At 70.9% G+C, this 13,907-nt stretch carries 12 protein-coding genes and 2 riboswitches; of the genes, 8 read left to right on the top strand and 4 right to left on the bottom strand.

The features are described 5' to 3' along the window. Window positions 1–30: 30 nt before the first annotated feature. The gene (ftrA, locus tag AB0B35_RS29895; RefSeq protein WP_361051450.1) at window positions 31–1,014 is read right to left on the bottom strand and encodes a transcriptional regulator FtrA; all 984 of its coding nucleotides are present in this window, start codon (window positions 1,012–1,014) and stop codon (window positions 31–33) included. 95 nt (window positions 1,015–1,109) lie between these two features. Here ftrA and AB0B35_RS29890 point away from each other — a divergent pair, with 95 nt between their 5' ends. The 3 genes from AB0B35_RS29890 to AB0B35_RS29880 all read left to right on the top strand — a co-directional run bounded on the left by AB0B35_RS29890 (window position 1,110) and on the right by AB0B35_RS29880 (window position 5,681). Continuing rightward, window positions 1,110–1,586, top strand: a complete 477-nt coding sequence (locus AB0B35_RS29890) for a rhodanese-like domain-containing protein (RefSeq protein WP_361051539.1) — start codon at window positions 1,110–1,112, stop codon at window positions 1,584–1,586. 176 nt (window positions 1,587–1,762) lie between these two features. Then, window positions 1,763–1,953, top strand: a riboswitch (cobalamin riboswitch). A gap of 297 nt (window positions 1,954–2,250) precedes the next feature. Then, window positions 2,251–4,668 (top strand): ribonucleoside-diphosphate reductase subunit alpha, encoded by a 2,418-nt coding sequence (locus AB0B35_RS29885; RefSeq protein WP_361051536.1) that lies wholly within the window; start codon window positions 2,251–2,253, stop codon window positions 4,666–4,668. A 17-nt stretch (window positions 4,669–4,685) separates the two neighbouring features. Continuing rightward, entirely contained in the window at window positions 4,686–5,681 is a 996-nt protein-coding gene (locus AB0B35_RS29880; RefSeq protein WP_361051533.1) for a ribonucleotide-diphosphate reductase subunit beta, read from the top strand. A 35-nt stretch (window positions 5,682–5,716) separates the two neighbouring features. On the opposite strand, the gene AB0B35_RS29875 is transcribed toward AB0B35_RS29880, so the two are convergent. Next, window positions 5,717–6,439, bottom strand: a complete 723-nt coding sequence (locus AB0B35_RS29875; RefSeq protein WP_360522830.1) for an HD domain-containing protein — start codon at window positions 6,437–6,439, stop codon at window positions 5,717–5,719. A gap of 123 nt (window positions 6,440–6,562) precedes the next feature. Beyond that, window positions 6,563–7,453: an MHYT domain-containing protein gene (locus AB0B35_RS29870; protein ID WP_360522833.1), complete on the bottom strand. Its 891-nt coding sequence runs from the start codon at window positions 7,451–7,453 to the stop codon at window positions 6,563–6,565. A 123-nt stretch (window positions 7,454–7,576) separates the two neighbouring features. Between AB0B35_RS29870 and AB0B35_RS29865 the strand changes: the two genes are divergently transcribed. The 4 genes from AB0B35_RS29865 to AB0B35_RS29850 all read left to right on the top strand — a co-directional run bounded on the left by AB0B35_RS29865 (window position 7,577) and on the right by AB0B35_RS29850 (window position 11,693). Further along, window positions 7,577–8,212, top strand: coding sequence for a thymidylate kinase (locus AB0B35_RS29865; protein WP_361051447.1), 636 nt, complete (start codon window positions 7,577–7,579; stop codon window positions 8,210–8,212). A gap of 84 nt (window positions 8,213–8,296) precedes the next feature. Further along, on the top strand, window positions 8,297–9,175 hold the full coding sequence (locus AB0B35_RS29860; protein ID WP_361051530.1) for a MurR/RpiR family transcriptional regulator: 879 nt from the start codon (window positions 8,297–8,299) through the stop codon (window positions 9,173–9,175). Further along, entirely contained in the window at window positions 9,168–10,094 is a 927-nt protein-coding gene (locus tag AB0B35_RS29855; protein WP_361051444.1) for an N-acetylmuramic acid 6-phosphate etherase, read from the top strand. Before AB0B35_RS29860 ends, AB0B35_RS29855 begins: the two co-directional genes overlap by 8 nt. A gap of 666 nt (window positions 10,095–10,760) precedes the next feature. Further along, entirely contained in the window at window positions 10,761–11,693 is a 933-nt protein-coding gene (locus AB0B35_RS29850) for a sigma-70 family RNA polymerase sigma factor (protein ID WP_203698535.1), read from the top strand. 73 nt (window positions 11,694–11,766) lie between these two features. Here the strand turns inward: AB0B35_RS29850 and AB0B35_RS29845 are convergent, their stop codons facing one another. After that, window positions 11,767–12,747, bottom strand: a complete 981-nt coding sequence (locus AB0B35_RS29845) for an NlpC/P60 family protein (RefSeq protein WP_361051441.1) — start codon at window positions 12,745–12,747, stop codon at window positions 11,767–11,769. Window positions 12,748–12,756: 9 nt separating this feature from the next. Then, window positions 12,757–12,929: riboswitch (cyclic di-AMP (ydaO/yuaA leader) on the bottom strand. 460 nt (window positions 12,930–13,389) lie between these two features. Between AB0B35_RS29845 and AB0B35_RS29840 the strand changes: the two genes are divergently transcribed. Next, window positions 13,390–13,893 carry a DUF6232 family protein gene (locus tag AB0B35_RS29840; protein ID WP_361051438.1) on the top strand — a complete coding sequence of 168 codons (504 nt, stop codon included), beginning with the start codon at window positions 13,390–13,392 and terminating at the stop codon, window positions 13,891–13,893. Window positions 13,894–13,907 lie beyond the last annotated feature (14 nt).

Here is a 13,907-nt window from a genome sequence, read left to right as displayed (position 1 = left end):
GCCCCGCCGCACGGACCAGGCGTTCCGCGGCTACCGGCCGCGGAACGTCCGCCGGTACGACGACGGCGAGGTGCGCATGCACCGGCTGAAGTGGTGCCGGAACGTGGCCGGTGAGTCGAAGCCGACCGCGGCGGCGACCTGCTCGACGGGGGAGTCCGAGGTCTCCAGCAGCGGCAGGCTGGCCGCCACGCGCTGGTCGATGAGCCAGCGGATCGGGCTGGTGCCGGTGTGCCGGGCGAAGTGGCGCAGGAAGCTGCGCGGGGACATGCGCGCGTGCGCGGCCAGCAGGTTCACCGTGAGCGGCTCGGTCAGGTGGTCCAGTGCCCAGGCCATTGCGCGGGCCACGCCGTCGTCGTCGATGACGTCGCGCACGGGCAATTCGATGAACTGCGCCTGGCCGCCGTCGCGGTGCGGCGGCAGCACCAGCCGCCGGGCGACCGTGTTGGCGATCTGCGCGCCGTGGTCGCGGCGCACCAGGTGCAGGCACAGATCCAGCCCGGCCGCGCTGCCCGCGCTGGTGATCACCTGGCCGGCGTCGACGTAGAGCACGTCGGGGGTCACCTCGACCAGCGGATGGCGCTCGCGCAGCAGTGGGGCGTACTTCCAGTGCGTGGTGGCCGCCCGGCCGTCCAGCAGGCCCGCCGCGGCCAGCGCGAACGCGCCGGAGCAGATGGAGACCATCCGAGCGCCCCGGTCGGCGGCCGTGCGCAGGGCCTCGACCAGCGCGGGGGAGACCTCGCCGCGGACGTCGGCAACCCCCGGAACGATCACGGTGTCGGCGGCGGCCAGCACGGCCAGGCCGTGCCGGGCGGTGATCGAGAAGCCGCCGACGGCCGGCATCGGCTCCGGCGTCTCGGCGCAGACGTCGAGGTCGTACCAGGCGACGTCGAGCTCGGGGCGGGGCAGGCCGAACACCTCCACCACGCAGCCCAGCTCGAAGGGCGCCATCCCGGCGTAGGCCAGCACCGCGATCCGGTGCCGGGCGCGGGTCTCCAGTGTCACCGGCGTACCCATGGCGAGATCTTAGCGGACAGCGGCGTTCTCGCCACTTCTGGTGGCCCGGCCGGCTCGACAGGGTGGAACCAGTGACCGACCAGAAGGAGCCGACCATGCCCGCCGTTGTCACCACCTCCGCAGTGCTCAGCACGCCCCCGGCCGCCGCCGGCGTCGCCGCCGCGCACTTCGCCGCCCGCCTGTCGTTCGAGGCCGACGTGTCCGACGTGTCCGCCGACCTGGCGTCCGGCGCACCCGGCTTCGTGCTCGTCGACTCCCGCTCGCTGGAGGCGTGGGAGCAGGGGCACCTGCCCGGCGCGGTGCACCTGCCCACCGCCGAGATCGCGGCACGGGCGGCCGAGGTCGTGCCGGCCGGCAGCGTCGTGGTCACCTACTGCTGGGGGCCTGGCTGCAACGGTGCGACCCGGGCCGCACTGGCCTTCGCCCGTCTGGGCTACCAGGTCAAGGAGATGCTCGGCGGGTACGAGTACTGGGTGCGCGAGGGCTTCGACACGCAGACCTTCCTCGGGCTGCGCAAGAACGACGTGGACCCGCTGACGGCCCCCGCGAGCGGCGCGGCCTGCGCCTGCTGACCGCCCGCATCGACGCCGGTGAGGGCGGGCCATCGACGACACGCCGAGCCTATATGGGGCCGCTGTTGTCTGCGTGCCACTAGATGTAGTGTGAGGGCATCGCTGGTCCACCCCTCCGGCCCCCTCGGGGCCGGGTTTCGGGGTGCGCGCGAGCCGCCGCAGGGCGGTCCGCGCTGAGGGAATCCGGTGCGATTCCGGAGCTGCCCCGCAGCGGTGAGTGGGAACGAAGCCGTCCCGCCCTCCTCCCGCGAAGAGGGGAGCGGACAGCACTGGGCCGGTCCGGCCTGGGAAGCGACGGCGTAGGGGGTCTACGGCAGCATGGTGTCCGCACCGCGCCGCCCGGCCGCGCCCACGAGCCCGAAGACCTGCCGGCGTGCGTGCCGCGGACGGTTCCGCGACGCGCCCGCGACCCACTGTGCCGACTGCGCCGTTGCGCGGCAGGGCCAGGGGCCGCGACACCGGACCGCGCGGGATGGTCCTCGGTGGACGGCGTAGGCCCGGACCAGCCGGGTCGGTGCCGTTCGCGTGCCCTCCCGCGCTTGAACGAGGGGGAGCGCACACTTTGACCAGCACCACCTTCCGCAACACCGCCGACTCCGGCACCGCCGACGCCGCGCCGCTCACCGCGTCGCTCGCGACACTGCTCGCCGAGGCGGCGCAAGGGCTGCCCGATGTGGACCACACGGCCGTGCTGACCCCGGTAGCGGCCGGCGTCTGGCCCGGCGCGACCGAGGCCGATCTGCGCTTGCGGGCCGTCGAGACGGCCGCCGCCCTGGTGGCCCAGGAGCCGTCGTACAGCCGGCTCGCGGCGCGGCTGCTCACCGTGCACATCACCGCGGAGGCGGCCACCCAGGGCGTCACCGACTTCCCTAGTTCCGTGCGCGCCGCGCACGCGGCCGGGCTGCTCGCCGACGACCTGGCCGCGTTCGTCGCGACCCACGCGGACGAGCTGGGGGAACTCGTGGACCCGGCCGCCGACGACCGCTTCGAGTACTTCGGGCTGCGCACCGTCTACGACCGCTACCTGCTGCGGCACCCGGTGACCCGCAAGGTGCTGGAGACACCCCAGCAGTTCCTGCTCCGGGTCGCCTGCGGCCTGATGGGCGAGGTCGGCGACGCGGGCAGTGCCGGGCGGCGGCTGCCGGGCAGTGTCACCGAGGTCGGGCGGCTGTACGCCATCCTCAGCCGGCTGGCGTACCTGCCCAGCTCGCCGACGCTGTTCAACGCCGGCGCCCGCCGACCGCAGCTGAGCAGCTGCTTCCTGCTCGACTCGCCGCGCGACGAGCTGGAGTCGATCTACGAGCGCTACGGCCAGATCGCGCGGCTGTCCAAGTACGCCGGGGGCATCGGGGTGGCGTGGAGCCGGATCCGGTCCCGGGGCTCGCTGATCCGCGGCACGAACGGGCTGTCCAACGGCATCGTGCCGTGGCTGCGCACGCTGGACTCCAGCGTCGCCGCCGTCAACCAGGGCGGCCGGCGCAAGGGCGCGGCCTGCGTCTACCTGGAGACCTGGCACGCCGACCTGGACGAATTCCTGCAGCTGCGCGACTCGACCGGCGAGGAGAGCCGGCGCACCCACAACCTGCACCTGGCCAACTGGGTGCCGGACGAGTTCATGCGCCGGGTCGAGGCCGACGCGAGCTGGTCGCTGTTCGATCCGAAGGACGTGCCGGAGCTGGTCGACCTGTGGGGCGAGGAGTTCGACACGGCCTACCGGGCCGCCGAGTCCGCCGGGCGCGCGGTGCGCACGGTCCAGGCCCGGGAGCTGTACGGCCGCATGATGCGCACCCTGGCGCAGACCGGCAACGGCTGGATGACGTTCAAGGACGCCGCCAACCGCGCCTGCAACCAGACCGCGGTCGCCGGCAACACGGTGCACCTGTCCAACCTGTGCACCGAGATCCTGGAGGTGACCAGCGACGGCGAGACGGCGGTGTGCAACCTCGGCTCGATCAACCTGGCCGCGCACCTCGGCGACGACGGCGTCGACTGGGACACGCTGCGCGACACGGTGCGCACCGCCGTACGCGTGCTCGACCGCACCATCGACCTGTCCTACTACCCGACGGGCGAGGCGGCCGGGGCCAACAACCGGTGGCGGCCGATCGGCCTGGGCGTGATGGGCCTGGCCGACGTCTTCTTCACGTTACGCCTGGACTTCGACTCGCCCGAGGCGCTGGCGCTGTCCACCCGCATCGCCGAGGAGATCGCGCTCGCGGCGTACGACACCAGTGCCGACCTGGCCGCCGAGCTGGGCACGCACCCGTCGTACGCGGACACCCGCGCCGCCCGCGGCGTCCTGCACCCCGACCACTACCCGGACGCGACCCGCACCCGCCCCTGGGCCTGGGACGAGCTGGCCGCCAAGGTCGCCCGCACCGGCCTGCGCAACTCGCTGCTCATCGCGATCGCGCCCACGGCCACCATCGCCTCGATCGCCGGCTGCGCCGAGTGCATCGAGCCGCCGGTCGCCAACGTCTTCAAGCGCGAGACCCTGTCCGGCGAGTTCCTCCAGGTCAACCGCTACCTCGTCGACGAACTCAAGGCCCGCGGCCTGTGGACCGCCGCCCTGCGCGAACACATCCTCGCCGCCGAAGGCTCCATCGCCGCGATCCCCGAGATCCCCGCCGAACTGCGCACCCGCTTCCGCACCGCCTGGGAGCTCCCCCAACGCGCCCTCATCGACCTGGCCGCCGCCCGCACCCCCTTCATCGACCAGTCTCAGTCCCTCAACCTCTTCATGGCCTCCCCCGACATCGGCAAACTCTCCTCCATGTACGCCTACGCCTGGCGAAAAGGCCTCAAAACCACCTACTACCTCCGCTCCCGCCCCGCCACCACCATCACCCCCACCACCGTAAGGAAGGGCACCTTCCCATCGGTTTCCGTGGAGGAAGGGCACCTTCTTAACGCTGCGGTGGGCGCAGGCAGCGCCGATGCGGCGCTGCCGGAGGCGGTGCGGGTCGGCGGCTCCGCGGTGGCCGGCGGCGTGCCCGGACTTCCGGCGCAGCCGCTGCGGACCGCGGCGAGCCTGATCAACCTGAACCTGGAGAACCCGGAGATCTGCGAGGCCTGCCAGTGACCACCGACGCCAAGAAGATGCTGCTCGACCCGGGCCTCGACCTGACCCTGCGGCCGATGCGCTACCCGGACTTCTACGAGCGCTACCGCGCCGCCATCCGCAACACCTGGACGGTCGAGGAGGTGGACCTCGGCAACGACCTGCCCGACCTGGCCACGCTCAGCGACGGCGAGCGGCACCTGGTCAACCGCCTCGTCGCGTTCTTCGCGACCGGCGACACCATCGTCGCCAACAACCTCGTGCTCAACCTGTACCGGCACATCAACGCGCCCGAGGCCCGGCTCTACCTGAGCCGCCAGCTGTTCGAGGAGGCGGTGCACGTCCAGTTCTACCTGACCCTGCTGGACACGTACCTGCCCGACGACGAGGAGCGGGCGCAGGCGTTCGCCGCCGTGGAGAACATCCCGTCGATCGCCCGCAAGGCACGGTTCTGCTTCGAGTGGATCGATTCGGTCTTCGACCTGCCCGAGCTGGTCACCGCCGACGACCGGCGGCGCTTCCTGCTCAACCTGATCTGCTTCGCGGCCTGCATCGAGGGCCTGTTCTTCTACGGCGCCTTCGCGTACGTCTACTGGCTGCGCTCGCGCGGCCTGCTGGACGGGCTGGCCGCGGGCACCAACTGGGTGTTCCGCGACGAGTCCATGCACATGGACTTCGCGTTCGCGGTCGTCGACACGGTCCGCGCCGAGGAGCCGGAGCTGTTCGACGACGAGCTGGGCAAAGCGGTCACCCGGATGCTGGAGGACGCCGTCGACGCCGAGCTGGCCTTCGCCGAGGACCTGTGCGGCGCGGGGCTGCCCGGCATGACCCTGGCCGACATGCGGGAGTACCTGCAGTACGTCGCCGACCAGCGGTTGGCGAGGCTGGGCATGCCGGCGCGGTTCGGGTCCAGCAACCCGTTCCCGTTCATGGCCCTGCAGGACGTGCAGGAGCTGGCCAACTTCTTCGAGCGCCGGGTCACCGCCTATCAGGTGGCGGTCCCCGGCACGGTCAGCCTCGACGAGGACTTCTGAGCCTCAATTCCCGGCCAAAATGGCCGAACTGAGCCTCAATTTCCGGCCAGAATGGCCGAAAACCGCTTCTCGGCGAGGTCGAACTGGGCGAAGATGTGCGCCTTGACCTCGCCGAGAAGCGGCGTGTCCGGCCGGGCCACCAGCTCCCGCAGCAGCGGGACCAGGGGCTGGTACTTGGTCGCGGCGCGCAGCACCTTCGGGCCGATGGTGTGGATGACGCCGACCCCGTTGTCGGTGAAGTCGGAGACCTTGATGATCCGCGCCCACGGGTCCACGTCCAGCGATTCGACCACGTGCTCGCGATACTGCTCGTCCTTGTCACGGTCGAGGTCGTACTCCGGGTTGGTGACCGCGTTGACGAGTTGCGCGACGCGGGGGCCGAAGCGTTCGGCGAGCACCGCCAGCGCCTGCTCCCGGGGCGGCGGCCCGCTGCGGTGGGCCTGGCCGACGATGCCCCACGGCTGGTCCTCGACCGAGTCGTGCAGCAGGGCGGCGACCAGCACGTCCCGGTCGGTGATCCGGTAGTAGGTGATGATCCGGATGGTGACCCGCAGCAGGTGGTTGAGGTACGGCTCGCGTACCCGCCGCTGCTCGGCGTGCAGCCGGCCGGCCAGCTCCAGCGCCTCGGCGAGCACGGCCTGGTCGGCCGCGGGCAGGCGCTGGATCTCCAGGGCGAACCGGTCCCGCAGGCCCTGCTCGCCGAGCACCTCCGTGATGGCGTGCAGCGGCATGGTCATGAGGTAAGCCGGGGCGTCCATGCCGCCGTTTATATCGGATCAACGCCGTCCGCGCTTCCCTCTGATATGGACATACGCGGATACCGTGTGCCCGGTGTCGGTGTGCCGACTCAGGCGCGCGGTATCCGCGTACGGGTGGTGCGGTCAGCGCGGGATCTTCGTGCGGTTGCGGTCGGCCAGCGACCTGGCCAGGCTGAACGGCGGGTTGACCAGGGGCGGGGCGTCGGCGCCGCGCGGCGCGGGGATGACGGTGGCGGGGACCTGCGCACGGTGTTTCACCCGGCTGGCGTCCGCGCCGTCGAACTCCTCCTGCGTCATCGCCTGCAGGGCGTTGAACGTCACACCGATCAGGCACAGCGCCGACAGCAGCACGATCGGCACGATGAGCACGAACGGGCTGAGGCCCTCGACCTGGCCGGTGCCGCCGACGTCCAGCGTGATGCGGATCGCGGCCATCGCGGTGTAGTGCATGCCGCACACGGCGACGCCCATCACCGCCGCGGCGGCCGTGATGGCACGCATGCCGGAGACGGTCACGGTGAACCACAGCGCGACGGTCGCGGCCACGACGGCGATCAGCACGGACGCGGCAACCAGCCCGAAGTCGTAGCTGACCCGCCCGGCGACCCGCATCGCGGCCATGCCGCTGTAGTGCATCGCGACGACGCCGAGGCCGGTGAAGCCGCCACCGGCCACGATGCGCAGCGCGGACCGGCGGCCCTGGCCGGCGATGAACAGGCCGATGCCCACCGTGAGCACGGCGAGCGCGAGGCTGATGAAGGTGACGACCGGGTCGTAGCGGACCGGGCTGTTCGGCACGTCGAAGCCGATCATCGCCATGAAGTGCATGAGCCAGATGCCGGTGCCGCCGATGGAGAGCGCGGCGATCACCAGCCAGCGGGCTCGCCGGCCGGCGGTGGGCGCGCGGCGGGCGCGGGCCGTGCAGACCAGGCCGAGCATCGAGCCGATGAAGGCCATCACGTACGCGGTCACCGGGTTGAACCAGCCGTACGCGAAATGGTGCACTTCTGCCATGGGAGTGCCTCCGGGAGGTTAGGAGGATGCCATTGGCCCATGAATGATGCTCACTCAATCGCACAGCGTGTCCGTGTCCGCACTGTCGATCACCGCTGGCGTGCGCCGGGTAGCGTCAGCGGCATGGCAGGCACGAGTGCGTCGGTGGTCGCCCTGGTCGGCATCGACGGCTCAGGCAAGACCACCCAGGCGGTACGGCTGGCCGCGGCGCTCTGCGCGGCCGGGGTCACGGCCCGGTACGGCCGCAACGCCGGCGGCCGGCGCTTCCTGGGGCGGGTTGCCCGCAAGCTGGGCCGCGACGACGCGATGTCCCTGCTCGGCCGCCGGGGCCTGCTCACGGTGGAGGCGGTGCTGCGCTGGCTGGCCATCGCCCGCTCGCTGGTGACGGCGCGGCTGACGGGCGCGGTGGCGGTGATGGACCGTTACACCCCCTGCCAGCTGGTGAGCATTCGGGCACATGAGGGCGGCGAGTGGCTGACCCGGACGGTACGCGCGGCTTATGCCCCGTTCCCCCGCCCGGCTGTCATCATCTTTCTCGACGTCCCGCCCGAGGTGGCCTTTCACCGGGTGGAGCAGCGTGGCGACGACCACGAGGACATCGAATATCTGAACGCGAGCTACGCGGCTTACAAAGACGTACTGTCGGATGCGGTACACGTCGACGGCAGTGGTGATCCCGATGCGGTCGCCCAAGCCGTCTGGGCGGTCGTTTGGCCGGTCGTGAAACGTGGTTTGGCAGTTGACGTGGGGCGGTCCTGAAAGTAAGTTTCAATCGTGGCGAAGAAGTCGAAAGTTTCCGAGGAGAATGACAGCGTCTCGCGCGCCGGTCAGGAACCTGTCGGGCTGATCGTTCAGATCAATGGTCTGCTGCCCGCGCTCTCCCCGGCCGAACAGCGCGTGGCACGGCTCGTGCTCGCCGATCCGGCCGCCTCGGCCCGCCGCACCATCACCGACCTGTCCGCCGCCGCGGAGACCTCCGAGGCGACCGTCATCCGGTTCTGCCGCTCCATCGGCATGTCGGGCTACCCGCAGCTGCGCATCCGGCTCGCCGCCGAGGCCGCGCGCCGGGTCGAGCCGGCCGACTCGCGGGTGGTCGGCGGGGACATCCCGCCCGGCGCCGACATGGCGCAGATCATCGCCACCATCGCCTTCAACGACGCCCGCGCCGTGGAGGAGACCGCCGAGCAGCTCGACCCCGAGGTCTGCGACAAGATCGTGGATCTGCTGGTGAAAGCCTCCCGGGTCGAGGTCTTCGGGGCGGGCGCGAGCGGCTTCGTCGCCGCCGACTTCCAGGCCAAGCTGCACCGCATAGGCCGCGTCGCGTACTACTGGCCCGACCTGCACACCTCGCTCACCTCGGCGGCCCTGCTCGGCCCCGGTGACGTGGCGCTGGGCATCTCGCACACCGGCACCACCGCCGACACCATCGACGTGCTGGAGCGGGCCAAGGCGGCGGGCGCGGTGACCGTGGCGCTGACCAACTTCCCCCGCTCGCCGATCTGCGAGGTCGCCGACTTCGTGCTGACCACGGCGGCGCGCGAGACCACCTACCGGTCCGGCGCGATGGCCAGCCGCCTCGCGCAGCTCACGGTCGTGGACTGCCTGTTCGTCGGGGTGGCCGCGCGCACCCGCAGCAAGGCCCGCAAGGCGCTGGAGGTCACCGCCGAGGCGGTGCGCGGACGTCGCGTCGGAACTGCCCGCCGCCGGTCCGGCGATGCCTGAGCTGCCCACCGGCTCCCTCCCGGTCCGTGTCGACGCCCCCACCGAGCAGCGCTACGCCCCGAGTGCCGACCTAGACCTGCTGGGCACCCGGCAGATCCTGCAAGTGATCAACGAGGCCGACCGCACAGTCGCCGAGGCGGTCGGCGCGGTGCTGGACCCGCTGGCCGTCGTGGTCGAGGACGCCGTGGCGGCGCTGCAGCGCGGCAACCGCGTGCACTACGTCGGCGCGGGCACCTCCGGCAGGCTCGGCGTGCTCGACGCCGCCGAGCTGCCGCCGACCTTCAACGCCCCGCGGAGCTGGTTCTGCGCCCACATCGCGGGCGGCCCGGGCGCGCTGCTGGCCGCAGTCGAGGACGCGGAGGACGACACCGCGGGCGGGGCCGACGAGATCGCCCGGTGCGCCCGCACCGGCGACGTGGTGGTGGGCATCGCCGCCAGCGGCCGCACGCCGTACGTGCTCGGCGCGCTGCGGGCCGCGGCGGAGTTGGGCTGCCGCACCGCGCTGATCGCGGCCAACCCGCACGCCGCCGCCGCGGCCTGGGTGGACGTGTTCATCGGCGTCGACACCGGCCCTGAGGTGATTACCGGATCGACCCGGATGAAGGCCGCCACCGCGCAGAAGCTGCTGCTGAATGCGTTCTCCAGCGCGGTGATGGTGCGCCTGGGGCGGGTGTTCTCCAACTTCATGATCGACATGGTGCCGACCAACGCGAAGCTGCGCGGCCGCATGCTGAACATCCTCGTCGAGGCGACCGGCCACAGCGAGGACGAGTGCCACCGCACCCTGGACGCGGCCGGGGGAGACCTGCGGGCCGCCCTGGTCGCGCTGCTGGCCGACCGCGAGGTGGCCGCCGCTCGAGGCGCGCTGGCCGGCCACGGCAACCGGGTCCGCGACGCCGTCGCCGCCCTCACCGACTGACCGCGTTCGCCCGTCATCAGTGCCCGGGCAGGCCCGACGGGCCCGTTCCGATCAGTGTCCGGGCAGGCCCGACGGGCCCGTTCCGGCGCCGTCCGCCGCCCATGATCGTCCGCCGGGCCCGGATGGACCCGGCGGGGCCGTGCTGGTGCGGCCGGTCGCCCATGATCGTCCGACTTGCCAGGCACCTGTGCGTATCTTGAGCCCGCTTTCGCCCATGTGCCTGGCAAGTCGAATGACCTTGGTGCGCGCTGCGCCCGGCTTGCGCGACTACCCCGAAAGCCGGACCCCATTCGTGGGGAGTTCATGGCCGAATGGGTGTGCATTCCCCTCGATGGGGTATACGTGTCCTGCGTTCGGGTGGGACAGGTGTGGAACCGTGCAATAGCGCGCGGACTCGGACGTCACAAGAAATGGCGACGCAGGTCACAGCGTTGTAGTGAGGTGGATCGCTGTACCCTGAGCGGCTCCGTGGTGTCATAAATGGGGCATTGCGGACCGGTCGGCTCGCTTCCAGCGAGTCGCCAAGCCGGTATCAGCGAGTTCACAGCTTTTCGTGACAGTTTCGATGGGCAACGCGGAATCATCTCCGGGCGTCATCTGTTGTGAAGGTGTCAGTACCGCAAGGCCCTGCGGCGATTACGTGGGAGGGACCCGAACGTGGAGAACATGACCATGCTGCGCACCGACCAGGTGGCTGAGGAGCGAGACCTCGTCGGTGTATATCTGCACGAGATCTCGCGTACTCCGCTGCTCGACGCGGCGCAGGAGGTCGACCTCTCTAAGGCGATCGAGGCAGGACTATATGCTGAGCATCTGCTGGAGGCCGACAAGCTCAAGCGCGGCCTGAAGCGCGACGAGCTGGAGAAGCTGGTCGCCGAGGGCGAGCACGCCAAGGACCTGTTCATCCGCGCGAACCTGCGCCTGGTGGTGTCGATCGCCCGGCGTTACGTGCGCTCGGGCATGCCGATGCTGGACCTGATCCAGGAGGGCAACACTGGCCTGGTCCGGGCCGTCGAGAAGTTCGACTACGTGAAGGGCTACAAGTTCTCCACGTACGCGACCTGGTGGATCCGGCAGGCGATCAGCCGGGCCATCGCCCAGCAGGAGCGCACCGTGCGGCTGCCCGTCCACCTGGTGGAGGACGTCAACCGGATGCGCAACGTGACCCGCCAGCTCACCCGTGAGCTGGGCAGCGATCCGGAGCCGGACCAGATCGCGGCCGCCCTCGGCGTCACCGTCGAGCGGGTGACCGAGCTGATCCGCTGGTCGCAGGACACCGTCTCGCTGGACACGCCCGTCGGCGACGACGGCGACACCAACCTGGGTGACCTGGTCGCCGACCGCGACACGCCCAGCCCGGAGGAGATCGTCCTCTCGGCGCTGGAGCGCCAGCGGATCGAGGGCCTGCTCAACCACCTCGACGACCGTTCCGCCGGCATCATGCGCGCGCGGTACGGCCTGGAGGACGGTCGCGAGCACTCGCTGACCGAGGTGGCGTCGCGCTTCTCGCTGTCCCGTGAGCGCATCCGCCAGCTGGAGATCCAGGCGCTGGGCCGGCTGCGTGAGCTGGCCCGCGCGGAGGGCCTGCAGTCCGTCTGACCCGACCCGCTCCCTGCTGACGAAGAAGCCCTCTCCCGAGTCCGGGAGAGGGCTTCTTGCCGTGCTGGTCGGGTTACACGCGCACCCGGCCGTAGCCGTAGGGACTCATCATGTCGACGCTGGCGACCTTGACCACCTCGCCGGTGGTCGGCGCGTGGATCACCTTGCCGCTGCCGACGTAGATCGCCACGTGTCCCAGGCCCGAGTAGAAGACCAGGTCGCCCGGAAGCAACTGGGACCGGCTGATGTGGGTGACCTCACGCCACTGCGTGGCGGCCTGGTGGTACAGGCTCACGCCCGCGGCGCGCCACGCGGCCAGCGTCAGGCCCGAGCAGTCGTACCCGTTCGGGCCGTCGGCGGCCCACACGTACGGCTTGCCCAGCTGCTTGTACGCGAACGACACGGCGATGCCGGCCTTGCCCTTGTACTTGGGGATGGACCCGGTGTAGGTGGACGACTTCTCGTCGACCAGGCCCGCCTGGCGGCGCAGCTCCTTGAGCTTGGCCAGGTCGCGTTCGATGCCCTTGCGCTGGGTCTCGACCGCGGTGAACCGGGTGGTCTGCTCCTGCAGCCGCGCGTCCAGCGCCGCTTTGACCTCGAACCGGTCGCCGGCCGCCCGGTGCGCCTCGTCGATCTGCGCCCGCTGACTCGTCGCGAGCTGGTCGAGGGCGCTCAGCCGGGCCAGCAGCTTGCCGTCGCCGGACGAGTCCAGCAACGCGTTCAATCCGCTGAACGACCCGGTGCGGTACGCGGTCACCGCGATCCGGGCCACGTTGCCCTTCGCCTGGTCGGCCTTGACCTCCAGCGGGCCGAGTTCGCGCTCCAGCGCGGCGGCCTCGGCCCGGGTCTGCTTCAGCTGGGTGTTGAGCTTGTTGTACTGCTCGACGACCTTCTCCAGCTGGTCGGACTTCTCTGTGATCTGCTTGCGGAGCTCGGCGGCGCTGGGCGCGGCGTGCGCGGGGGCGCCGAATCCGAGCAGTGCGATGGTCAGTGCTCCGGCGGGGGCGAGCAGGCGCGCGGCAGCGCGCCAGCCCCTGCCATGGGGTGATGACAAGGTATGGGTGGCCCTTCTCCGCAGCCGCCTACCGAGTTAGCTGACGGGTTCGGGCGAAGGGCGCCCTACTGCGGTCACTGTCGGTGACCACTGATTCACCCCGATAACCTGGGTCCCCGGTTCGCGCGCACCCGCAGGGGATTGATCTTCGCGAGCGTGCGGCGATTCGGCGGCGCTGGTCCGGTGCCGCCCGGGGGTGGGCGGCGGACAACCGGCCAGTGTCAGTCACGGTAGTCCCGGAAACCGCCAAGCCCAAGGGCGAGTTGGGCGATGTGCCCGACCTGATCCAGGTATGTAGAAAAAGTTCCGTCACATTAGGTGATGCCTGAACGCACATTAGGTTCAGGGAACGTGCCAACTTGCCACCTGGCTGATTGAGAGGCTTCACAACGACGGCTGTCTCGGTCACACTGAGGTCACGAGGCAGCCGGGAAGTCCACCGACGGACGGCTCGCGCGGCGGCTCGAAGACAGAAAAAGACCGACACCCGGCGGCCACCGGATGTCGGTCCACAAGCTCCACCACATGCCAGGCGTCGCCACCTCTGCGGGCACCACCACCAGCCGGGCCCGCGTGTCGAGCAGTTGGGAGACTTCCATGGAGCCTACACGGGCACCGGAACGGCCACCAGAACAAGCCATCGTGACCATCCGCCCGGGGCTGCACATCTCGGCGACATGTTTCCAGGTGGGAGCACGTCACTTCACCCTCGGCGCCATCGAGAACGTCCACATCCGACAGGCCGGACACGACCCGCTGACGCGTCGCGTCGGCGCGATGGCCGTGGGCGGCATGGTCCTGCTCGGGGCGTTCGCACCGCTGCTGCAGCCGACCGGCATCGTCGCCGCCGTCGCCGTGCTCAGCGGACTGGCCGTGGCCACACTGATCAGCGCGCGGCGGCGGCCGCGGCGGCTGGAGCTGTGGGCCGACTACCACGGTCACCCCACCCAGCTGTTCGTCAGCGACGACTGGTGGCTGTTCCACGCCGTGGAGCGCTACCTGCGGCGCAGCCTCGTCGAGAAGCGGCTGGGCCACCTGAACCTCCCGCGGCCCCGGCCGAGCCGCGGGGTGCCGCACCCCTCGAACATGCACCCCTCCCGCCTGGTTCCCGGTGGGAGCCGGTCCGGCTGGGAACGCGCCGCCTGACCACCCTCCTCCGA

Source organism: Catellatospora sp. NPDC049133, from assembly GCF_040648455.1.
Lineage (GTDB): Bacteria > Actinomycetota > Actinomycetes > Mycobacteriales > Micromonosporaceae > Catellatospora > Catellatospora aurea.
This window is presented reverse-complemented; position numbering and strand designations above follow the sequence as displayed.

Coding starts and splice junctions, on each gene's coding strand:
- ftrA (WP_361051450.1), bottom strand. CDS start 1,014: ATGGGTACGCCGGTGACACTGGAGACCCGCGCCCGGCACCGGATCGCG.
- AB0B35_RS29890 (WP_361051539.1), top strand. CDS start 1,110: ATGCCCGCCGTTGTCACCACCTCCGCAGTGCTCAGCACGCCCCCGGCC.
- AB0B35_RS29880 (WP_361051533.1), top strand. CDS start 4,686: ATGCTGCTCGACCCGGGCCTCGACCTGACCCTGCGGCCGATGCGCTAC.
- AB0B35_RS29875 (WP_360522830.1), bottom strand. CDS start 6,439: ATGGACGCCCCGGCTTACCTCATGACCATGCCGCTGCACGCCATCACG.
- AB0B35_RS29870 (WP_360522833.1), bottom strand. CDS start 7,453: ATGGCAGAAGTGCACCATTTCGCGTACGGCTGGTTCAACCCGGTGACC.
- AB0B35_RS29865 (WP_361051447.1), top strand. CDS start 7,577: ATGGCAGGCACGAGTGCGTCGGTGGTCGCCCTGGTCGGCATCGACGGC.
- AB0B35_RS29855 (WP_361051444.1), top strand. CDS start 9,168: ATGCCTGAGCTGCCCACCGGCTCCCTCCCGGTCCGTGTCGACGCCCCC.
- AB0B35_RS29850 (WP_203698535.1), top strand. CDS start 10,761: ATGACCATGCTGCGCACCGACCAGGTGGCTGAGGAGCGAGACCTCGTC.